Here is a 20,733-nt window from a genome sequence, read left to right as displayed (position 1 = left end):
GAGACCGCCCGATCGGAGGTGAGGGGCGTGGGTGCGGGGCACGAGGATCGTGAGCACTCGTTCAACCACGGCCCTCACGGGATCGCGGATCTGGATCGCATGCCAAGGGACGCGCGCTACGAACTCGTCAACGGATGGATCGTCATGTCCCCCTGGCCCGGCCTCCGCCACGACTATGTCGTGAAGAGACTCGTGCGGATCCTCGACGCGGCGATCGAGGCCGTCGGCGCCGACCTTTATGTCAACGGCCCCGTCGACATGTACACGGTCAAAGGTGTTCGCGTGCCCGACATAGCGGTGGCCGACTGGGCGAGCGTGCGCCAGGGGTTGGAAGACGACGAACGTGCCCATTCGCCGCACAGCGTCAAGCTGGTCATCGAGGTGATCTCGCGGAACAGCGGAAGCGAGCGCACCGACCGATACGAGAAGGCCGACGAGTATGCGGCTTCCGGTGTGCAGGAGTACTGGATCGTCGACACCCTGCCCTCGATGAACATCACCCGCTACTCCCTGGCGACCGGCTATCTGACCTATCACCGGCGGGAAAGGGTGTTCGCCGGAGCGGTCTTCAAGTCTGAGACGCCCGTGCCGATCGAGTTCGATCCGGCCGTGCTCCTGGAGGCGTGAGCCAAACGGCCGCCCGGATTCAGGCGCAGGACTCGTCCAGATTGACCGGCTTGTCGGCCTTTGGTTTGGCGGCCGGGGTGGCCGCCACCGGGCGGGTGTGTGAGCCCAGGGCCTCGCCGACCTTGTCTCTGATCAGGTCCCAGTCGGGGTTGCCGGTGCGGATCAGCGGCGGCACGAACTGGAGGCTGGTGATGTCGGCGTCCTTGACCTTCGGGGCCAGGTCGATCAGGTCGGGCACCAGGCTGCGGGGGATGTCCGTCGACACGTAGCGCTTGGTCACGTCCGCGATGCGTTCGAAGCCGCGTAGCACCTTCAGCGGGTCGGCCTGTTCGGCCACCGCGTTCAGCAGGCACTTCTGCCGGCCCATGCGCTGGTAGTCGTCGCTGTCGGTGCGGGAGCGGCCGAACCACAGGGCCTGGGTGCCGTTCAGGTGGTGGGTGCCGGCCTTGATGAGGCCCTCGCGGTAGGCGCCGAACACGATGTCGTGCGGCACCTTCACCGTCACGCCGCCCATCGCGTTGATGACCTGGGCGAAGCCTCGCATGTCGACCATCGCGTAGTAGTCGACGTCGAGGCCGAGGATGTCGCCGACCGTCGACTTCAGCAGGTCGGCCCCGGATTTCCCGTGGTCTTCGCCCCACTGGAAGACCTCGTTCAGCAGCGCGGCCGGCGGATAGTCGTCGACGGGCACGTTCTGCAGGTTGCGCGGCAGGGAGAACAGCACCGACTCGCCCGTGCGGGTGTCGACCGAGGCCACGGTCATGCTGTCGGTGCGGGCGCCGGGGCGGTTCGCGGCCGAGTCGGCGCCTATGAGCAGGATGTTCAGGCGTTCGCGGCCCGCCCACGGGTCGACCACGGGGGTCACGACGCGGGGCGCGGGGTCGTCGGCGAGGAAGACCGTGCTGACGACCTCGTTCGACACGTACGCCAGCCGCGACGCGTAGCCCAGCGGCGCGGCCACCATGACGCAGAGCCCGGCGACGGCGAGCAGGGGAAGGCCGAAGCGCACCCGCCGGGGGCGGATGACCAGCCACGACCAGACGATGACCGCCACCCACGCGATCGCCAGTGCCGCCCCGGCGGCGACGACGACGTCGAGCCGCCGCACCAGCAGGGTCGGCGCGTTGCCGAGGACGGTCGCCGCGGCCGACAGCAGCGCCAGCCACACGGCGGCGAGGGTCAGGCCCGTGCGCACCCGGCCGGTCCAGATGTGCGCGACGCCCCACATGAGCGCCGAAGCGAGCGTCAGGGTCAGGGCCCTGCGCAGGCTCCGGTTTTCGCGCATGACGTCCCGTATGCCCTGTTCGATACAGGTTTAACGTGTCGTGCAGGTGTCGTGCGTCGCGTCGAAGCCCTCGACGTCCTCGATGCTGGTCTTCGGTTCCTTGAGGCCCTGGTAGTCGGCGCCGAGCACCAGGACGACCTGCTGCGTCGTGCCGTTCTTCACGTTGAACGTGGTCGACTTCTCCAGTTCGCGGAACACCCGCGCCGCGCGCGTCTGGCCGTTCGGGGTGTACTTCACGAACGTCTTCGCGTAGGGCTTGGGCGCGTCCTCGACGCCGAGGATGTGGTAGCCGCGCTGTTCCAGGATCGCCGCCACGTTGGTGGCCAGGCCCGAGCGGCCCGAGCCGTTCTGGACCAAAACGTGGATCTGGCTCTTGGGGATCTTCTGCTCGCCCGATTCGAGCTTCGAGGTGAGCTGGTCTTTGGCGACCATCGTGAACAGGCCCTTGGCCTGGGGCTGCGTCCACTCGACCCGGCCGGGGCTGGTCAGCGAGTAGTGCCACGGCGTGGTGATGAACCTGATCGAGCCGGCCTTGAGGCCCTCGGCGCTCAGCGCCAGGTCTTTGAGCACCGACGGGGTCAGCTCGGGGTCGGTGGTGATCGACTTGGTCACCGCGTCGAGCAGGGCGAGCAGCGCGCCGGGGTTGGTGAGGGTCTCGCCGCTCATCGCCTTCTTCGCCATCGACGCGAGGAACATCTGCTGGCGCTGGATGCGGCCGATGTCGGAGCCGTCGCCGAGGCTGTAGCGGGCGCGGACGTAACCGAGGCTCTGTTCCCCGTTGAGGGTCTGCTTGCCGGGCGCGAGCGTGAGCAGGGCCTTCTTGTCGTTGATCCCGGGTTCCGGTACGCAGACCGGCACGCCCCCCAGCGCGTCGACCATGGCCTTGAAGCCGGTGAAGTCGACCTTCACGTAGTGGTCGATGTGGATCTTGGTGAGCGTCTCGATCGTCTTCCACGTGCAGCCGATGCCGCCCGAGTTGAACGACTCGTTGATCATGCCGACGTGGGCGTTCTGGCCAGGGAAGCCCTTCCTGGCCGGGCAGGCCGGCAACTGGACGAGGGAGTCGCGCGGGAAGCTGATCAACGTGGCCCCGTCGCGCTTGGGGGAGATGTGGGCCAGGATGATCGTGTCGGTGCGCTCTCCGGCGAAGGAGCCATAGCGGGCGTTCGCGCCGTTGCGCTGGTCGGAGCCCACGATGAGCACGTTCAGCGCCGGGTTGATCTTGTCGGGCCGAGGGCCGAGGTCGGCTGTGGGGATCGACTCGTGCTTGACGTTCGTGGTGACCTTCACATAACCGGTGACCACGAAGCTCACCGCCCCGACCACGACGCCCATCACGGCCGCGATCAGCACCTGCACCCACGCCACCCACAGGCGGCGGGGCCGTTCTGGCAGTGGCGGCGGAACCAGCTTTGGACGCACGTCGACCTGACTCAACGCCCTACCCCCGGGGAAACGCCCGGGGCCACCCCCCGGTCACCGCTGCAAAGTGTAACGACGAATCCCCTAATGCCCGGCCGAAACCGGCGGTCCGGTGCTTCCGCGAGGATTCAGACTGGCCGCCCGGTCTTCGAACGAACCGGTCTCGGAGCCGTCGATCAGGTCGAGCAGCATACGTGCGGCGTGTGCCCCATAGGCCGGGATATCCCTGGTCAGGGCGGTCAGCGGGGGGCGTACGACCTGAGAGAGGGGCGAGTCGTCCCAGGCGACGATCGACAGGTCGGCGGGCACGGCCAGGCCCATCTCCTGGGCGACCGAAAGTCCGGCGACGGCCATGATGTCGTTGTCGTAGACGATCGCGGTGGGCCTGACCCGCGACGACAGCAGCCGCCGGGTGGCCCGTGCGCCCTCCTCGCCGGTGTAGTCGGTGTGCACGACCGGGCAGTCGTCGAGCCCGGCGCACGCGCGGGCGAACTCGCGGTCGCGCAGCGTGGTGTGCACGAGTTTCGGCAGGCCCGCAATCCGGGCGATCCGCCGGTGGCCGAGGGCGGTGAGGTAGTCGACGGTCTCGCGTACGGGAGCGCCCTCGTCGGACCAGACCGGCATGAGCGTGCCGGCCCCCGACGGGTCGCCGATGACGACGACCGGCATGCCGAGCTCCTCCATGACCGGCACGCGCGGGTCGTCGACGTGCAGGTCGACCAGGAACGCGCCGTCGATGCGGCCCTCGCCCCACCAGCGCTGGTGGACGGCGATCTCGGCGTCGTGGTCGCCGACGACCTGGAGCATGAGCGCGAAGTCGCGCGCCGACAACTCGGCCTCCAGGCCGCTGATGAGCTCCATGAAGAACGGTTCCATGCCGAGGATGCGGGCCGGACGGCACAGCGTGAGGCCGATCGCGTTGGCGCGGGCGCCGTTGAGGGCGCGGGCGGCGCTGTTCGGCCGCCAGCCGATTTCATCGGCTATCGCAAGAATGCGCTGCCGGGTGGACTCCGATACACCGGGCTGCCCGTTGAGCGCGTAGGACACCGCACCCTTCGAAACCCCCGCCTGACGTGCGATATCAGAGATCGTCGGTCTTTTCACGAACCCACCCCGCCGTGCGACTTAACTGGTTCAGCTTATATCAGGCTATTGACACCCCCGTCATGCGGAATTTACGGTCTCGGTACTTATCCGGTTCAGCCATGAATCACGCATTGGGATCTCCCTTGGGAGCGCTCCCAACACGTCGGCCGGGGGCTCCCACCGGCCGACCCATCGGGGTTGGCCAGTATGTGTGTGGATGCAAGGAGAAGAGACGATGCGGAACCGCGCTACCCGGTTTCTGATCCCTATCGTGGCCGCGGGCTTACTCGCGTCCGCGTGTACGAGTGGCGGCACCCCCACCCCGGCTCCGCAAGCGACGGCGCCGGCCGCACCGGCTCCGGCCGCCGAGGGTGGCGCCTTCCCGCGGAACGAGACGCTTTACACCAGCGGCACCCAGTGGGGGCCGCCCGCGAACTTCAACCCCATTCGTGAGTGGGACTCCGCGACCGGCACCAAGGGCCTGGTCTACGAGACGCTGTTCCACTTCGACCCGGTCGCCGGGAAGCTCACCCCGTGGCTGGCCCAGAGCGGCTCGTGGGTCGACGACACGACGTACGAGGTCAAACTGCGGCAGGGCATCACCTGGTCGGACGGCAAGCCGTTCACCGCCGACGACGTGAAGTTCACCTTCGAGCTCGGCAAGATGGAGACGGTCCCCTACCACAACCTGTGGAACTGGCTCTCGGGCGTCGAGGCGCCCGACGCGTCGACCGTGCGCTTCAGCTTCTCCAAGGCCAACTACCAGCAGTGGGACTTCAACATCTACAGCCGGTCGATCGTGCCCAAGCACATCTGGGAGGGCCGGGCCGAGAAGGACGTCCTCGACGGGATCAACGAGAACCCCGTCGGGACCGGCGCGTACAAGTACCACAGCCACGACCAGGACCGCGTCGCGTGGGTGAAGAACGACGCCTGGTGGGGCAAGGCCCAGCTGAACCTCGACCCGAAGCCGAAGTACATCGTCGACATCGTCAACTCCTCCAACGAGGTGGCGATGGGCCTGCTGCTGCAGAAGGGCCTCGACCTCTCCAACAACTTCCTGCCGGGCGCGGCCAACCTGGTCACCGGCACCTTCGGCATCAGCACGTTCTACCCCGAGCCGCCCTACATGCTCTCGGCCAACACCGCCTGGCTGGTGCCCAACACCACCAAGAAGCCGCTGAACGACGCGGCGTTCCGCAAGGCGCTGGCGACCTCGGTCGACGTGAAGAAGATCGTCGAGGGTGTGTACGGCAACCTCGTCAAGCCCGCCAGCCCGACCGGCCTGCTGCCGCAGTGGGACCAGTTCGTCGACCAGGCGGTCGTCGGTCAGAAGGGCTTCGCCTTCGACACCGACAAGGCCAAGCAGATGCTCGCCGCCGCCGGTTACAAGGACGGCAACGGCGACGGCATGGTCGAGAACAAGGACGGCTCGCCGATCTCGCTCAAGCTGATCGTGCCGGCCGGCTGGACCGACTGGATGGAGGCCATCCGGGTCATCGCCACCGGCGCCAAGGCCGCGGGCATCAACGTCGAGGCCGAGTTCCCCGACTACAACGCCCTCGTCGAGGCCCGCAACTCCGGCAAGTTCGACCTGGTCATCAACAACGAGCGGCAGCTCTCGAACTCGCCGTACACCTACTTCGAGTACGTCTTCCAGCTCCCCGTCCAGGCCCAGCAGAACACCGTGAACTTCGGCCGGTACGAGAACGAGGAAGCCTGGAAGCTGGTGCAGCAGCTCGACGGCGTCAAGACCGACGACGTCGAGGGCATGAAGAAGGTCGCCTCGCAGATCGAGGGCATCATGCTCGACGAGATGCCGGTGATCCCGCTCTGGTACAACGGCCTCTGGTCGCAGGTCAGCAGCAGCGTCTGGAAGAACTGGCCCTCCAGCGAGGGCAGCGCGCCCAAGTCGGCGCCCACGATGTGGCGTAACTGGCTCGAACTCGGCGGCTTCGAGTCGCTCGCGTCGCTGCAGCCGGTCGCTCCCTAGCCAACCCGTCTCGGCCCTCCCCGGCACTGCGAAGCCGGGGAGGGCCACCCTAGGGAGAACCCCTCTTGCGTCGCTATTTCGGCAGGAAACTGCTCATCTACGGGCTGACCTTCTTCATGGCCGTGACCGTCAACTGGCTGGTGCCGCGCCTCATGCCGGGTGACCCCGTCGCGAGCATGCTGGCCCGGGCCAGGGTCGCGCAGCCCGAAGCCCAGGAAGCCCTGCGCGTCTACTACAACAACCTGTTCGGCTTCGACCTCCCCTGGTGGCAGCAGTACCTGAACTCCTGGGGATCCCTGTTCCGCGGCGACTTCGGCATCAGCCTGTGGGCGTTCCCGACGCCGGTCGCCGACCTGCTCACCCGGGCGGTGCCCTACTCGCTGGCGCTGCTCGTCCCGTCGATCCTGCTCAGCTGGGTGGTCGGGAACCGCCTCGGCGCGCTCGCCGCCCGCCGCAAGGTGCTGGACAACACCGTCCTGCCGGTCTCGTACGTGCTCACCGCCACCCCCTACCTCTGGCTGGCCGCTCTGATGGCCTGGGGCTTCGGCGTCGTGTGGGGGATCTTCCCGGTGGCCGGCGGCTACAGCTTCTCGATGACGCCCTCGTTCACGTGGGACTTCTTCGCCGACCTGCTCTGGCACTGGTTGTTGCCGTTCTCGTCGTTGTTCCTGGTCGCGCTGGGCGGCTGGGCGATCGGCATGCGCAACGTGATCATCTACGAGCTCGAATCCGACTATGCCAACTACATGTCGGCGCTCGGCGCCCCGCAGAAGCTCATCCGCCGGTACGCCTTCCGCAACGCGGTGCTGCCGCAGATCACCGGTCTGGCGCTGCAACTGGGCGTGCTGGTCGCCGGCGCGCTGGTGACGGAGATCGTGTTCTCGTACCCAGGACTAGGGTCTTTGATCCTGGCGGCCATCCAGAACAAGGACTTCTTCCTGCTCCAGGGCGCGTTCCTGTTCATCGTGCTGGGCGTGCTGATCGCCAACTTCATCATCGACGTGGTCTACGTGATCGTCGATCCCCGGACGCGAGTCGGAATGGCGGGTGCCGCGGCATGAGGTGGGAGGCGCTCTACTTCGCGGTCCGCAACACGAAGCTGCTGGTGGGGGCCGGGATCATCCTGGTCCTGCTGGGCATCGGCGTGATCGGCCCGTTCTTCATCGAGAAACCCCCGAGCGAGTACGTCGGCATGCAGATGCAGCCGCCCGGCGCGGAGTTCTGGCTCGGCACCAACACGTTCGGGCAGGACCTGTGGGCCCAGTTCGTGCACGGCCTGCGCACGACGTTCCTGGTCGGCGCGCTCGGCGGCGGCATCGCGGCGGTCATCGGCATGGTCGTCGGGTTCCTGGCCGGCTACAAGGGCGGCTGGATCGACGAGATCCTCAACATGCTCACCAACATCGTCCTGGTGCTGCCGACGCTGGCCGTGCTGTTCATCCTGAACGCCTACATCGGCGTGCGCAGCGCGGGCATGCAGGCCCTGTTCATCGGGCTGACGCAGTGGCCGTGGGCGGCCCGGTCGATCCGCGCCCAGACCTTCTCGCTGCGCGGACGCGACTTCGTCGACCTGGCCCGGCTCAGCGGGGTGGGGTCGGGCCGCATCATCGCCCGCGAGATCGCCCCGAACATGAGCTCCTACCTGCTGCTCACGTTCATCCTGCTGTTCGGCGGCTCGATCCTGATCGCCTCGTCGCTCGACTTCATCGGCCTCGGCCCGACCGACGCCGTGTCCCTCGGCCTGATGCTGCAACAGGCCCACCAGTGGAGCGCGATGCATCTGGGCCTCTGGTGGTGGTTCGTCCCACCCGGGGCCGGCATCACCCTCATCGTCGGCGCCCTGTACGTCGCCAACGTCGGCCTCGACGAGGTGTTCAACCCCAAGCTGAGGGAGCTGTAGATGACCCTGGAAGTGGACGACCTCAGGGTCTACTACCGGACCCTGAAGGGCGACGTCCAAGCCCTCGACGGGGTCTCGTTCGGCCTGCGCGACGGCGAGATCCTGGGCCTGGCGGGGGAGTCGGGCTGCGGCAAGACCACCCTCGGCAAGGCGCTGATCCGGCTCGACGGCCGGATGAAGCACGTCGGCGGCTCGGTGACCCTCGACGGGCAGGTGCTGCCGATCGGCGAGGACGCCAAGATGAACCCCTACCGGTTCAAGCAGGTCTCCCTCATCCCGCAGTACTCGATGAGCGCGATGAACCCGACCCGCAAGATCGGCCGCATGGTCAGGGAGCTGCTCGAATCGCGCCGCGAGAAGCTCGACCTCGACGAGCTGCACAAACGCCTCGAACTCGTGGAGCTGCCGAAGGACGTGCTCGGCAAGTACCCGATCGAGTTGTCGGGCGGCATGAAGCAGCGCATGGTCATGGTCATCTCGACCCTGCTCAACCCGTCGCTGCTGATCGCCGACGAGATCACCTCGGCCCTCGACGTCTCCACCCAGAAGGCCGTCGTCACCACGCTGAAGGGCTTCCGTGACCGCGGCTTCGTGAAGTCGATGATCTTCATCACGCACGACATCTCGCTCACCAACCAGCTCGCCGACACGATCATGGTCATGTACGCCGGGAAGCTGGCCGAGAAGGCCCCGGCCTCGACCGTGGTGAACGCGCCGAAGCACCCGTACACCCAACTGCTGATCTCCTCGTTGCCCGAGGTCGGGGTGCGGTACGCCGACAAGCGCCTCACCGGCATCCCCGGGAACCCGCCGTCGCTGCTCAAGCCCGAGCCCGGCTGCCGGTTCAGGGCCCGCTGCCCGCTGGCGTTCGAGAAGTGCGCCGAGGACCCGCCCCCGGTCGAGGTCGAGAAGGACCACGTCGTCGCCTGCTGGAAGGCCGCCTGATGCTGAAACTCGACGGGGTCACCAAGGTCTACCGGATCGGCGCGTTCGGCGGGCAGACCATGACGGCGGTCGACGAGGCCGGCTTCGAGATCAAGCCGGGCGAGGTGGTCTCGCTCATCGGCGAGAGCGGCTCGGGCAAGAGCACGATCGGCAAGATGGTGCTCCGGCTGCTCCCGCCGACCTCCGGGACGATCTCCATCGACGGCCGCGACGTACGCCAGATCGGCAAGCGCGACTACTACCGCAAGGTCCAGGGCGTCTTCCAGGACCCGTTCAGCTCCTACAACCCGGTCTTCAAGGCCGACCGGGTCTTCACGATGATCCGCGAGGTCTATTTCAAGGGGGTTCCCGACAAGGAGTGGACCGCGAAGATCGAGGCCGCCCTCGACGCGGTCCGGCTCAGCCCGGGGGCGGTGCTGAACAAGTTCCCCCACCAGCTGTCCGGCGGCCAGCTCCAGCGCCTCCTGATCGCGCGGGCGCTGCTGCTCGACATCGAATACCTGGTCGCCGACGAGATCATCTCGATGCTCGACGCGTCCACCCGCATCGACGTGCTGAACCTGTTGGCCGACCTCAAGCAGCGGGGCCTCGGGGTGCTGTTCATCACCCACGACCTCGCGCTGGGCAACTACATCAGCGAGCGGACCGTCGTGCTCCACAAGGGAAGGATCGTGGAGTACGGACCCACCGACGCCGTGTTCGAGCAGCCGGAGCACGCTTATACGAGGAAGCTGCTGGCGTCGGTGCCGCAACTGCACACGAAATGGGAGGACGCGTCGTGATCAGGACGCTGCACGAAGGATGGACCGTCACCGCAGTTTCGTCGACCGGGCAACCCCGCCCGGTCGTGGCGGGACTGCCGGCGACGGTGCCGGGATGCGTGCACACCGACCTGCTCGACGCGGGGGTCATCCCCGACCCCTACCTTGACGACAACGAGAACCGGCTCAAGTGGATCGGCCGCACCGACTGGTCGTATGAGACCGCCTTCGACTGGACCGACCCCGGTGACGAACGGGCCGACCTCGTCTGCGAGGGCCTCGACACCGCCGCGACGGTGATCCTCAACGGGGTGCAGATCGGCCAGACCGCCAACCAGCACCGCGTCTACCGTTTCCCGGCCCGGCACCTGCTGCGCGAGGGGCGCAACACGCTGAAGGTGCTGTTCGAGGCGCCCTACGGCTACGCCGAGAAGCAGCGGGCCGCGCTCGGCGACCGGCCGGGCGCGTACGACGAGCCCTACCAGTTCATCCGGAAGATGGCCTGCAACTTCGGCTGGGACTGGGGCCCGACCGTGGTCACCTCGGGCATCTGGCGGCCCATCTACCTGGAGACCTGGTCGTCGGCGCGCCTCGCGGAGGTCCGCCCCCTGGTCACGCTCGACGGGCGCGACGGGAAGGTGCGCGTCCACGTCACCGTCGACCGCGCCGCCCAGGCGCCGCTCACCGTGACCGCGTCGGTCGCCGGGGTCGAAGACCGGGTACGCCTGGCGCCCGGCGAGCGCACCGCCGTCATCACCCTGACCGTGCCCGAGCCCGACCTGTGGTGGCCCCGGGGCCACGGCGAGCAGGCCCTCTACACGCTGACCGTGACCGCGGGCGACAGCGTGTGGGCGCGTGAGATCGGCTTCCGGTCGGTGGTCCTGGAGCGCGAGGCGTTCCGGCTGGTCGTGAACGGCGAGCCGGTCTTCATGAAGGGCTTCAACTGGATCCCCGACGACTGTTTCCCCAACCGGGTCACCCGTGAGCGCGTCGCCGAACGTTTTCAACAGGCTGTGGAAACCGGCGCCAACACGCTGCGGGTGTGGGGCGGCGGCCTCTACGAGAGCGAGGACTTCTACGCCCAGGCCGACGCCCTCGGGGTGCTGGTCTGGCAGGACTTCCCGTTCGCCTGCGCCGCCTACCCCGAGGAGGGCCCGTTCAGGGCCGAGGTCGAGGCGGAGGCCCGCCAGCAGGTCACCCGCCTGTCGAGCCATCCATCGCTGGTGTTGTGGTGCGGCAACAACGAGAACATCGAGGGCCACGCCGACTGGAACTGGCAGGACACCCTCGACGGCCGGAGCTGGGGCGCCGGGTTCTACTTCGACCTGCTGCCCGCGATCGTCGCCGAGCTCGACCCGACGCGCCCCTACTGGCCGGGCTCGCCCTACTCGGGCAGCCCCGACGCCCCGCCGAACGACCCGTCACGCGGCACCACCCACATCTGGACGGTCTGGAACCGCGAGGACTACACCTTCTACGGCACCTACACCCCGCGCTTCGTCGCCGAGTTCGGCTTCCAGGGCCCGCCCACGTACGCCACGCTGCGCCGCGCCGTCTCCGACGAGCCGCTGACGCCGACGTCCAAGGGCGTGCTGCACCACCAGAAGGCGCTCGACGGCAACAAGAAGCTGCTGCGCGGCCTCCGCGGCCACCTGCCGCAGCCGGAGAACTTCGACGACTGGCACTACTACACCCAGCTCAACCAGGCCCACGCGATGGCGTTCGGCGTCGAGCGGTTCCGCTCGCTGACGCCCTACTGCATGGGCACGATCGTCTGGCAGCTCAACGACTGCTGGCCCGTCACGTCGTGGGCCGCCGTCGACGGCGACGGCCGCAGAAAACCGCTCTGGTACGCCATGCGCCGCAGCTTCGCCGACCGTCTCGTCACCTTCCAGGACAACGAGACCGTCGCGGTGGTCAACGACACATCCGATGAATGGCAGGCCGACCTGTCGGTGGTCCGGCTGACCGTCCACGGCGAGGAACTGGCCCGCGAACGGTTCCCGGTCAGGCTGGCCCCGCGCTCGGCGATGACCGTCCCGCTGCCCGCCTCGATGACGCCCGGCGACCTGTCGAAGGAGCTGGTGAGCGCCTCGGTCGGCGACCTGCGGGCCCTCAGGTTCCACACCGACGACCTGCCGCAGGCCAGCTACGACGTGACGACAGAGCAGCTCAGCGACGGTGTACGGGTTGAGGTCACCGCCCGCACCCTGGTCCGCGACCTGGCTCTGTTCCCCGACCGCCTCGACCCGGCCGCGGTCGTCGACGACATGCTCGTCACCCTGCTCCCCGGAGAGACCGCGACCTTCGTCGTGACCGGGAAGGATCTCGGCCCGGAGGCCCTGACGGCCTACCCGGTGCTCCGCTGCGTCAACGAATAGACAGGGGAATCCATGACCGTCTTGGCGATAGACATCGGAGGTACGAAGTTCTTCGCCGCGACGGTCGAACCCTCCGGGGCGATCACCGCCAAGCTGGAGATGCCGGTCGGCCCCGACCCCACGGCGACGCTGAAGGACATCGTGGCGCGCATCGTCGTACCGGGGCTCATCTCGGAAGAGGGCCTGACCGGCGTCGGCATCGGCTCGGCCGGGCCGCTCGACGCGGTGCGGGGCACGGTGAGCCCGGCCAACATCTCGGTCTGGCGTGACTTCCCGCTGGTCAAGACGGTGGCCCAGCTGCTGCCCGGGGTGCCGGTGCACCTCGCGGGCGACGGGCAGCTGATGGCGCTGGGCGAGTGGTGGAGAGGGCGGTTCCACGCGGGCGCGCTGCTCGGCATCGTCGTGTCGAGCGGCATCGGCGGCGGGCTGGTGTTCGAGGGGCAGCCGCACCTCGGGCCGACCGGGAACGCCGGGCACATCGGGCACATCCGGGCCGGCGAGGGCTGGGAGCCGTGCCGGTGCGGGGCCGTCGGGTGCGTGGAGACGATCGCGTCGGGGCCGTCGATGGTGCGGTGGGCGCTGGCCAACGGCTGGCAGCAGGCGGTGGAGCCGACCTTCTGGGCCGGCCGGCCGGTCGACAGCCGGGCGCTGGCCGCCGACGCCAAACGCGGCGTCGCGGTGGCCGTGGAGGCGTTCGACCGGGCCGCGGGCGCGCTGGCGACCGCGATCCTGACGACGGCGGCCCTGTTCGACGTCGACAATGTCGTCGTGGGAGGCGGGGTGGCCGCCGCCGGAACGACCCTGCTCACGCCGCTGCGGCGCGCGGTGGCCGACCAGGCCGGGCTCAAGTTCCTGCGCCGCCTGAAGGTCGAGCCGACCAGCCTCGGCCGCGACGCCGGACTGCTCGGAGCGGCGGCCCTGGCACTCGGGCGCGCCTGACATCCTGGTCGGGAACGACACCCCGATTCCTGAGGACGTAGACGACGTGGACCTGCTCACCAACCCGATCAAGGACTACGGATGGGGTTCCCGCACGGCCATCGCCGCGCTGACGGGCCGCACCGCCACCGGACCCGAAGCGGAGATGTGGCTCGGCGCCCACCCCTCCGGCCCGTCGCGGCTGACGCGTGACGGCGTCGAACGCACGCTCGCCGAGGTCATCGCCGCCGACCCCGCCGGTGAGCTGGGGCCCGAGGTCGTCGAGCGGTTCGGCGAGCGGCTGCCCTACCTCATGAAGCTCATCGCGGTCGACGCCGCCCTGTCCATGCAGGTCCACCCCACCCTCGACCAGGCGTCCGAGGGGTTCCTCCGGGGCGACGCCAACTACTCCGACCCGTGGCCGAAGCCCGAGATGATCGTCGCGCTGACCCCGTTCTCCGCGCTGGCCGGTTTCCGGCCCGGCCCCGAGTCGGCGGCCCTGGTCGGGGCGCTCGAACTGCCCGCCCTGCGGCCGGTGGTCGACCGGCTGGCCGCCGGCGACGTGCTCGGCGCGCTGCGGGTGCTGCTCGAATGGCCCGCCGACGAGCGGCCCGCGCTGGTCGCCGACGTGGTGCGCGCCTCCTGCGACCCGCTGGTCGCGACCCTCGCCGAGAGCTACCCGGCCGACCCGGCCGTGCTCGCGCCGCTGCTCATGCGGCAGCACGAACTGGCTCCCGGCCAGGCCATCTACCTGGGCGCCGGGGTGCTGCACGCCTACCTGAGCGGCTTCGGCGTGGAGATCATGGGCAGCTCCGACAACGTGCTGCGGGCCGGGCTGACCCCCAAGCCGATCGACGTCGACGAGCTGCTGCGCATCACCGACGCCGACGAGCAGCCCGCCGAGATCGTGCCCGTCGGCGACCTCTACCTGCCCCACTGCCCCGAGTTCCAGCTGCGCCGCATCGTCCCCGGCGAGGGCCGCACCCTGCCGGGCGGCGTGCCCCGGATCGCGGTCTGCGTCGAGGGAGCGGTCGTGCTGGCCGGCGAGACCAAGCTGCGGCCCGGCGACTCGGCCTTCCACGCCGCCTCGGCGGGCACCTTCGAGGTGTCGGGCCAGGGCGTCGTCTTCGTGGCCGAACCGCGCCAGAACTAGTGTGCGGCGGCGACGACCTCGATCTCGAAGCCGTCGCCGCTCACCACGTGGCCGGGCCGGACCTTGAACCGCTTGCGCAGTTCGACCTCGCCGTCGACCAGCACGTAGCCCTCGGCGACCAGGTATTTGGCCTCGCCGCCGCTCTCCGCGATGGACAGATATTTCAGCAGGTCACAGAGCGGGATGAACTCGTCATCCAGTTCAAAGGTCTCGCGCACCTCCCCAGCATAGGGAGGGTCAGCGGTTCCCCGCCCAGACGAACAGCCCGGCCCCCGTCAGCAGCAGCCCCGCGCAACTGGCCACGGCGCGCAGGTGGTTCCAGGGCGCCCACTTCGGCGCGAACTCGGCCCAGACCTGCGCCGCCCGCGCCGGATCGGTGATCTCCCCCACCGCCAGCAGCGCGTTGTTCAACGGGACGTTCACGATCGCCGTCGGCACGAACGACCCGAGCACGTAGACGGCCGTCGCCGCGAAGAACCACATCGCGGCCCCCCGCTGCCCCGAACTCAGCAGCAGCACCCCGGCGACGGCCGCGACGATCGGCGCCCCGATGAACGAGGCGAAGAAGACGGGGTTCAGGATCTTGACGTTGATCTGCTGCATCGCCGCGACGGCATGATCGGCCCGCGTGGCGTTGAGCCCGGGGATGACCGACACGGAGTAGGCGTAGAACAACCCGGCGACATTGCCCATCAGCAACAACGCGAGCCCGGCGACGACAACGGTGAGCACGAACATGAGACCTCCCTGTTTAATGGCCGCGCCTCCGGCGCGGCGGGCTTGCTGTGTCTATTGCCGCGCCTCCGGCGCGGCGGGCTTGGCCGCTTCCAGTCCGGGCCTTCCCTCGTCGCTCCGGTTCGCTTCGCTCTCCTGCGCTCCTCAGTCCAGGCCCGGACGCGGCCAAGCCACGACTGGTCGGCGCTACGACTGGGTTTGGCCCCTCTTGGTCACGTTCTGACGGTAAAGACCGGGGTGTGTCCGGCGTATCCGACTGGGGGTTGGACATGTCTCCGACCACAGGGGGAAGCCGAGGTGCCGCATGATCTTTTGTTTGGTGTTCGTGCTGGTCACCCTGGGCTGGTATCTCCTCCGGGGGGTGTCTCGGTGGTCCCCCTGGGCGCGGCGGGCGGTTACGGCCGGGGCGCCCTATACGCGGTTCGCGCATCAGTGGGTGCTGTCGGCGCCGGCCACGTTCACCTATGTGGTCGTGTTCACGAGTTCGACGGTTCTGCAGCGGACCGGGCCGCCGGATCTGATCGACGTGCTGACGACCTTCCAGAGCACCAATCTGGCGCGGCTCTCGGACAATCCGCTGGTGGTGCTGGCCGACAGTGCGCTCTGGGTGTCGGATCGCGGGGCGTTCCTGGCCTTCTACGTGATCGTGTACGCCACCGTCGTCGCCTGGGCCGAGCAGCGTTACGGCACGCCGCGCATCATCGTGATCGGGCTCTGCGGGCACGTGTTCGGGTCGCTGCTGACGGCGCTCGTGGAGTATCGGGCCATCACCAACGGGCTGGCTCCGGCGCGGCTGGCCGTGTCCACCGACGTCGGGGTCAGTTACATCATGGTCGCCGGGGTGGTGGCCGCCGTGGTGCTGATGCACGGGCGGTGGCGGGCGGCCTGGATCATCGCGTTGACGGTGGGTGTCGGGGCGCCGATCGTGATCAGCCGTACCGTGTGGGATCTGGGGCATCCGCTGGCGACCGCCTGTGGTCTGGCGGCCGCGTTGATCTGCCTGCGGGTCGCGCCGCCGCGTCCACCACCCGCTTTTGACCTGGGAAAATGGGGTATGTCCCCTTCGTCGCCGGTCTTGGGGGGAAACGATGGCGCGGGCTGACGTGCCGCGGGTGGCGTCCATCGTGCTGACCGTGCTGGCGGTCTATTCGGCGGCCATCGCGATCGTGCCGCCGTTGCGGGAGATGGCGCGGCCGCTGACCGCGCTGGTCGACGACTACGCCGTGCCGCTCACGCCCAACCTGGCCTACGCCGCCTTCCTCGGGCTGCTCGCGGGGGCGCTGGCGCGGCGCAAACGGGTGGCCTGGCGGCTGCTGGTGCTGCTGCTGGCGTTCTCGGTGCTGCTCAGCGTGATCTCCACGCCGCTGGTGGCGGTCGCGCCGATGGCCGAGGTGCCCGACCGGGGGCGGTTGTTCAGCGAGGTGCTGGTCTCGGGGGCGATCGCGCTGATCCTGATCGGCTACCTGTGGTGGGGGCGGGGCGAGTTCTTCGCCAGGACGCAGGCGGGCTCGTTCCGCAAGGCCACCGGCACCCTGATCGCGCTGCTCGGGTTGTCCTACGTCGTGGGCTTCCTGCTCGCCTTCTTCTTCCCCGGCGACCTGATCCGGTCGGCCCGCGCGATCTGGGTGCTGAGCCGGGTGCTCGGCGGGGTCATCGAGGTCGAGGGCTACGGCCATCCGCCGGCCTGGGTCGCGTTCCTGATCGGGCTGATGAGCGCGATCGCGCTGCTGGTGGCCTTCGGGGTGCTGTTCCGGTCGCAGCGGCAGCGGGCCGTGCTCGCGCCCGGCGACGAGGAACGGCTCCGGGCCCTGCTGGGCGAACGCGACTCGCTGGCCTACTTCGCCACCCGCCGCGACCGCAGCGCCATCTTCTCGCCGAGCGGCAAGGCCGCCGTGTCGTTCCGGGTGGTGAACGGGGTGACCCTGGCGGGCGGCGACCCGCTCGGCGACCCCGAGGCGTGGGACCACGCGATCAGGGCGTGGATCGGCCAGGCGCGGGAGTTCGGCTGGACCCCGGCTGCCATCGGCTGCGGCGCCGAAGGGGCCAGGGCCTACCAGCGGGCCGGGCTGAAGGTGCTCGAACTCGGCGACGAGGCCGTCATCGAGGTCAAGAAGTTCAGCCTGCAGGGCCGGGAGATGCGCGGCGTGCGCCAGGCCGCCAACCGGGTCGAACGGGCCGGCTACCAGCTGCGGGTCCGGCGCCACGGCGACATCGCCCCCGAGGAGATGTCCCTGATCGGCGAACGCGCCGACGCCTGGCGCGACACCGAGACCGAACGCGGCTTCTCGATGGCCCTCGGCCGTCTCGGCGACCCGCTCGACGCCGGTTGCGTGCTGGTCGAGAGCCTCAGCAAGGAGGGCGACGAGGCCGCACTGCTCTCGTTCGTGCCGTGGGGCGACCGGGGGCTCTCGCTCGACCTGATGCGCCGAGACCGGACGGCCGAGAACGGCCTGGTCGAGTTCATGGTCGCCGGGCTGGTGCGGAACGCCGGCTGGCTCGGGGTCGAACGGATCTCGCTCAACTTCGCGGTCTTCCGGTCGGCCTTCGAGGAGGGCGCGAGGATGGGCGCCGGCCCGGTGATCCGGGCCTGGCGGCGCACCTTGTTGTTCCTGTCGCGCTGGTGGCAGCTCGAAGCGCTCTACCGGGCCAACGTGAAGTATCACCCCGAGTGGGTGCCCCGCTTCCTCGCGTACGGGGACACCCGCGACCTCGTCAGGGTGGGCATCGCCTCGGCCATCGCCGAAGGCTTCTTCAAGCCGCCGAGCCTGCCCCGGATGCTCAGTTCTGGACGAACACCGACCGCCAGTTCGGCTGCTCCAGGTAGCGACGCAGCTCGACCAGGCCGCTGAGCCAGCCGCCCCAGGCGGCGTAGGGCGGGTTGGCCGCGTCGAACCCGCTGGTCACGAACGTGAGCGTGGTCTGGCCGCCGGAGCCCTCGAGCTCCCAGCTGGTCACCATGCCGCCCCAGTCGATCGTCGCCGACGTGGCGTCGAGCGAGACGAACCTCGCGGCGTGGTCGCCGGCCGCTTCGAGGCCGCCCATCGCGAACCGGCCGCCGACCTCGGGCTCGATCCCGATCGGGTAGCCGAACCACGCGGTGGCCTGCTCGGAGTCGGTCAGCGCGGTGCGGACGCGGTCGGCCGGGGCGTCGACCGTCAGCGTCGCGCTGAACTCGCCGACCTTCGCCGTGTAGTCGACCTTCGGGCCGAGCGTGCGGCCCTCGACATGGTCGGCGAGGTTGCCGAGCGCCAGCGCCCAGAAGGTCTCCAGCGCGACGAGCGGGCTGGTGCTGCCGGAGAAGAGCAGGTTGCGGTCGAAGTGGGACTGGTACACCGCGACCAGGGTCTCGCCGTCGGTCTCGGTGAGCCGGATCTCGGTGGTGGTCTCGGTGCCGTCGAGCGTCCAGGCGAACTTGATGTGCTCGTCGGACGCCTCCAGCACCCGCTGGTGGGGCGCGTCGCCCTCCAGGGTGTGCCGGCCCCAGAAGTCGTACCGGTTCGGCAGGTCGACCTCGGCGTGCTCGGCGAACCAGACGCGCAGCTCGGCGGGGTCGGTCAAGGCGTGGAACACCGTCTTGAGCGGGGCCTGGATCCGGACGGCGGAGGTGGGGGACTGGGTCATGACTCTTCTCCTTGCTGGTTGGGGTAACAGGCCACGACGAGCTTGAAAGGGTCGCCCTCAGCTCCGCCGTACTTCGTGAACAGGCGCTGCAGGACGGCCTGGAGCTCGGCCAGGAATTCCGGCCGGCGCTCCGGTGGGACGCGGATGTCGCCCGAGACGCCGATCGACGGCAGCTCGGGAACCGATCGGTCGAGTGCGGCGATGTCGGCCTGGACCTCTTCGACCAGGTCGAGGAGGTGACCAAGGCTGAGCTCGTCGCGGGCCCGGCCGAGGCCGATGTGGCCGACGAGCCGGGGTGAAAGCCAGTAGGAGCGGGCGGTGGCCTGGTAGATGCCCTCGGAGATGCCACGCACCTTCCGTTCGGACACCTGCTCGACCAGCCCGGCCTCCACCAGGCGTTTCACGTGGTAGTAGACCCGCTGGGGGGTCTGCGCCAAGATCGCGCCCACCTCGCCGCAGGTGCGCGGCTCGGCGAGCTGCCGCAGCACGTCGATGCGTTGTGGCTTGAGCAGGGCCTCGGCCTGCTCGATCTCTTCCAGGTACAGGACGTCTCTCATCGCAAAAACAAGTTTGTACGTAAAAAACTTCCTTGTCAATAGGGCGCGAAACCGTGATGCGTGGGGGCCAGGTGTCCCCCTAAAGTGCCCACCGTGGAACAAACCGACCGCAGGGCCCTCATCGCCGCGGGGGTGACCGTGGTGCTCTGGGCGTCCGCGTTCGTCGCCATCAGGCACGCCGTTCTCTCGTACTCCCCCGGAGCCCTCGCCCTCGGGCGGATGCTGGCCGGGTCGCTGACCCTCGTGGTCATCCTGCTGGCCCGGCGTGAAGGGCTGCCGCCGCGTGCCGCCTGGCCGGGGATCGCGATCTCCGGCGTGCTCTGGTTCGGGATCTACATGATCGCCCTCAACTGGGGCGAGCAGGAGGTCGACGCCGGGACGGCCGCCATGGTCGTCAACATCGGGCCGATCATCATCGCCCTGTTGTCGGGGCTGTTCCTCAACGAGGGCTTCCCCCGCCGGCTGCTCATCGGCATGGCCGTGTCGTTCACCGGCGCGGTCGTCGTCGGCTACTCGATGTCCGAGGGCGGCGGGGCCTCGGTGCTCGGCGTGGCCCTCTGTGTGGTCGCCGCGGTGACGTGGGCGATCGCGACCATCGTGCAGAAGCCCGCGCTGCGGCACGCCTCCGCGTTGCAGGTGACCACCTTCGGCTGCCTCATCGGCGCGGTCACCTGCCTGCCGTTCGCCGGGCAGCTGATCGGCCAGGCCGCCGACGCGCCGCTGTCGGCCACGCTGAACCTGATCTACCTCGGCGTTTTCCCAACAGCGTTGGCCTTCACGACCTGGGCGTACGCCCTGGCCAGGACGACCGCGGGGAAGATGGGCGCCACCACCTACGTGGTTCCGGCGATCGTGATCGTGATGGCGTGGGTGCTGCTGGGGGAGACCCCGACCTGGCTGGCCCTGGCGGGCGGCGCGCTCTGCCTGGCGGGTGTGGCCGTCTCGCGGCGCAAGACGGCTGTCTCCTAGGCGCGGGCCCGTTCGTCGACGAGCAGGTGGGTCAGGCGTTCGACGGTCGGCCGTGACTCGACGTGCAGGCGGGCCACGTCGAGTCCCTCGTCGCCCAGGATCGCGAGCAGCGCGATGGAGCCCACGGCGTACACGACGATGAAGCCGCCGCGGCAGCGGATGACCACCTCTCGCAGTTCGTGGAGGCCCACTTCGTAGCCGAAGCGCTTGCCGAGACCGAGGGTCGCGGCCGACAGGGCCGAGACGGTCTCGGGGGAGACGCCGTCGGTGTCGGCGACGACGAGCAGACCGTCAACGGTGGCGACAGCCGTCTCCATCACCCCCGTCACGCGGTCGCGCAGGGAGTGCAGTTCTGCCTTCAGAGCGTTCTGTGCCATGGT

The 20,733-nt window shown here is 69.1% G+C and carries 20 protein-coding genes; 12 read left to right on the top strand and 8 right to left on the bottom strand.

The window, feature by feature from the left end:
• Positions 1–27: 27 nt before the first annotated feature.
• Complete coding sequence (locus AW274_RS08195) at positions 28–627, top strand: Uma2 family endonuclease (RefSeq protein ID WP_157519904.1); 600 nt, start codon at positions 28–30, stop codon at positions 625–627.
• Positions 628–646: 19 nt separating this feature from the next.
• On the opposite strand, the gene AW274_RS08190 is transcribed toward AW274_RS08195, so the two are convergent.
• The 3 genes from AW274_RS08190 to AW274_RS08180 all read right to left on the bottom strand — a co-directional run bounded on the left by AW274_RS08190 (position 647) and on the right by AW274_RS08180 (position 4,438).
• Positions 647–1,912 carry an LCP family protein gene (locus tag AW274_RS08190; protein ID WP_062430478.1) on the bottom strand — a complete coding sequence of 422 codons (1,266 nt, stop codon included), beginning with the start codon at positions 1,910–1,912 and terminating at the stop codon, positions 647–649.
• A 30-nt stretch (positions 1,913–1,942) separates the two neighbouring features.
• Positions 1,943–3,271 carry an LCP family protein gene (locus AW274_RS08185; protein WP_232320035.1) on the bottom strand — a complete coding sequence of 443 codons (1,329 nt, stop codon included), beginning with the start codon at positions 3,269–3,271 and terminating at the stop codon, positions 1,943–1,945.
• A 147-nt stretch (positions 3,272–3,418) separates the two neighbouring features.
• The gene (locus AW274_RS08180) at positions 3,419–4,438 is read right to left on the bottom strand and encodes a LacI family DNA-binding transcriptional regulator (protein ID WP_062430476.1); all 1,020 of its coding nucleotides are present in this window, start codon (positions 4,436–4,438) and stop codon (positions 3,419–3,421) included.
• A 253-nt stretch (positions 4,439–4,691) separates the two neighbouring features.
• Between AW274_RS08180 and AW274_RS08175 the strand changes: the two genes are divergently transcribed.
• From AW274_RS08175 to manA, 8 genes are all read left to right on the top strand, one after another.
• Complete coding sequence (locus tag AW274_RS08175) at positions 4,692–6,413, top strand: ABC transporter substrate-binding protein (RefSeq protein ID WP_232320034.1); 1,722 nt, start codon at positions 4,692–4,694, stop codon at positions 6,411–6,413.
• A 65-nt stretch (positions 6,414–6,478) separates the two neighbouring features.
• A complete protein-coding gene (locus tag AW274_RS08170) occupies positions 6,479–7,474 on the top strand; it encodes an ABC transporter permease (protein WP_062430474.1) in 996 nt (331 codons plus the stop codon).
• Positions 7,471–8,313 (top strand): ABC transporter permease, encoded by an 843-nt coding sequence (locus AW274_RS08165; RefSeq protein WP_062430473.1) that lies wholly within the window; start codon positions 7,471–7,473, stop codon positions 8,311–8,313. Before AW274_RS08170 ends, AW274_RS08165 begins: the two co-directional genes overlap by 4 nt.
• Positions 8,314–9,258: an ABC transporter ATP-binding protein gene (locus AW274_RS08160; protein ID WP_062430472.1), complete on the top strand. Its 945-nt coding sequence runs from the start codon at positions 8,314–8,316 to the stop codon at positions 9,256–9,258.
• Entirely contained in the window at positions 9,258–10,040 is a 783-nt protein-coding gene (locus AW274_RS08155; protein WP_062430471.1) for an ABC transporter ATP-binding protein, read from the top strand. The genes AW274_RS08160 and AW274_RS08155 overlap by 1 nt, the downstream gene beginning before the upstream one ends.
• Positions 10,022–12,400, top strand: a complete 2,379-nt coding sequence (locus AW274_RS08150) for a glycoside hydrolase family 2 protein (protein ID WP_062430470.1) — start codon at positions 10,022–10,024, stop codon at positions 12,398–12,400. Before AW274_RS08155 ends, AW274_RS08150 begins: the two co-directional genes overlap by 19 nt.
• 12 nt (positions 12,401–12,412) lie before the next feature.
• Positions 12,413–13,339 (top strand): ROK family protein, encoded by a 927-nt coding sequence (locus AW274_RS08145; RefSeq protein WP_062430469.1) that lies wholly within the window; start codon positions 12,413–12,415, stop codon positions 13,337–13,339.
• Positions 13,340–13,385: 46 nt separating this feature from the next.
• The gene (gene manA / locus AW274_RS08140) at positions 13,386–14,471 is read left to right on the top strand and encodes a mannose-6-phosphate isomerase, class I (protein ID WP_062430468.1); all 1,086 of its coding nucleotides are present in this window, start codon (positions 13,386–13,388) and stop codon (positions 14,469–14,471) included.
• On the opposite strand, the gene AW274_RS08135 is transcribed toward manA, so the two are convergent.
• Together AW274_RS08135 and AW274_RS08130 are read right to left on the bottom strand one after the other, a co-directional pair.
• Positions 14,468–14,689, bottom strand: a complete 222-nt coding sequence (locus AW274_RS08135; protein WP_062430467.1) for an RNA-binding S4 domain-containing protein — start codon at positions 14,687–14,689, stop codon at positions 14,468–14,470. The genes manA and AW274_RS08135 overlap by 4 nt on opposite strands.
• A gap of 19 nt (positions 14,690–14,708) precedes the next feature.
• Complete coding sequence (locus AW274_RS08130) at positions 14,709–15,209, bottom strand: anthrone oxygenase family protein (protein WP_062430466.1); 501 nt, start codon at positions 15,207–15,209, stop codon at positions 14,709–14,711.
• 316 nt (positions 15,210–15,525) lie between these two features.
• Here AW274_RS08130 and AW274_RS08125 point away from each other — a divergent pair, with 316 nt between their 5' ends.
• Both AW274_RS08125 and AW274_RS08120 read left to right on the top strand, forming a co-directional pair.
• On the top strand, positions 15,526–16,308 hold the full coding sequence (locus AW274_RS08125; protein ID WP_063813179.1) for a rhomboid-like protein: 783 nt from the start codon (positions 15,526–15,528) through the stop codon (positions 16,306–16,308).
• Positions 16,295–18,055: a phosphatidylglycerol lysyltransferase domain-containing protein gene (locus AW274_RS08120; protein ID WP_083973935.1), complete on the top strand. Its 1,761-nt coding sequence runs from the start codon at positions 16,295–16,297 to the stop codon at positions 18,053–18,055. The genes AW274_RS08125 and AW274_RS08120 overlap by 14 nt, the downstream gene beginning before the upstream one ends.
• Here the strand turns inward: AW274_RS08120 and AW274_RS08115 are convergent.
• On the bottom strand, positions 17,985–18,827 hold the full coding sequence (locus AW274_RS08115) for an SRPBCC family protein (RefSeq protein ID WP_062430464.1): 843 nt from the start codon (positions 18,825–18,827) through the stop codon (positions 17,985–17,987). The genes AW274_RS08120 and AW274_RS08115 overlap by 71 nt on opposite strands.
• A complete protein-coding gene (locus tag AW274_RS08110) occupies positions 18,824–19,384 on the bottom strand; it encodes a winged helix-turn-helix domain-containing protein (protein WP_062430463.1) in 561 nt (186 codons plus the stop codon). The genes AW274_RS08115 and AW274_RS08110 overlap by 4 nt, the downstream gene beginning before the upstream one ends.
• A gap of 93 nt (positions 19,385–19,477) precedes the next feature.
• On the opposite strand from AW274_RS08110, the gene AW274_RS08105 reads away from it, so the two are divergent.
• Positions 19,478–20,353: a DMT family transporter gene (locus AW274_RS08105; RefSeq protein WP_062431788.1), complete on the top strand. Its 876-nt coding sequence runs from the start codon at positions 19,478–19,480 to the stop codon at positions 20,351–20,353.
• Here the strand turns inward: AW274_RS08105 and AW274_RS08100 are convergent.
• Positions 20,350–20,730 (bottom strand): roadblock/LC7 domain-containing protein, encoded by a 381-nt coding sequence (locus AW274_RS08100; protein ID WP_062341008.1) that lies wholly within the window; start codon positions 20,728–20,730, stop codon positions 20,350–20,352. The two genes, AW274_RS08105 and AW274_RS08100, sit on opposite strands and share 4 nt — an antisense overlap.
• Between the last annotated feature and the right edge of the window lie 3 nt (positions 20,731–20,733).

It is taken from the genome of Herbidospora daliensis (assembly GCF_001570585.1).
Classification (GTDB): domain Bacteria; phylum Actinomycetota; class Actinomycetes; order Streptosporangiales; family Streptosporangiaceae; genus Herbidospora; species Herbidospora daliensis.
Note: the sequence above shows the minus strand (reverse complement) of the source record. Positions and strands in the feature narration are given on the sequence as shown.

What these genes read in the sequence shown, in the direction of transcription:
- AW274_RS08190 (WP_062430478.1), bottom strand. Translation starts at nt 1,912, where the DNA reads ATGCGCGAAAACCGGAGCCTGCGCAGGGCCCTGACCCTGACGCTCGCT.
- AW274_RS08165 (WP_062430473.1), top strand. Translation starts at nt 7,471, where the DNA reads ATGAGGTGGGAGGCGCTCTACTTCGCGGTCCGCAACACGAAGCTGCTG.
- AW274_RS08160 (WP_062430472.1), top strand. Translation starts at nt 8,314, where the DNA reads ATGACCCTGGAAGTGGACGACCTCAGGGTCTACTACCGGACCCTGAAG.
- AW274_RS08155 (WP_062430471.1), top strand. Translation starts at nt 9,258, where the DNA reads ATGCTGAAACTCGACGGGGTCACCAAGGTCTACCGGATCGGCGCGTTC.
- AW274_RS08150 (WP_062430470.1), top strand. Translation starts at nt 10,022, where the DNA reads ATGGGAGGACGCGTCGTGATCAGGACGCTGCACGAAGGATGGACCGTC.
- AW274_RS08145 (WP_062430469.1), top strand. Translation starts at nt 12,413, where the DNA reads ATGACCGTCTTGGCGATAGACATCGGAGGTACGAAGTTCTTCGCCGCG.
- AW274_RS08130 (WP_062430466.1), bottom strand. Translation starts at nt 15,209, where the DNA reads ATGTTCGTGCTCACCGTTGTCGTCGCCGGGCTCGCGTTGTTGCTGATG.
- AW274_RS08120 (WP_083973935.1), top strand. Translation starts at nt 16,295, where the DNA reads ATGGCGCGGGCTGACGTGCCGCGGGTGGCGTCCATCGTGCTGACCGTG.
- AW274_RS08115 (WP_062430464.1), bottom strand. Translation starts at nt 18,827, where the DNA reads ATGACCCAGTCCCCCACCTCCGCCGTCCGGATCCAGGCCCCGCTCAAG.
- AW274_RS08110 (WP_062430463.1), bottom strand. Translation starts at nt 19,384, where the DNA reads ATGAGAGACGTCCTGTACCTGGAAGAGATCGAGCAGGCCGAGGCCCTG.
- AW274_RS08100 (WP_062341008.1), bottom strand. Translation starts at nt 20,730, where the DNA reads ATGGCACAGAACGCTCTGAAGGCAGAACTGCACTCCCTGCGCGACCGC.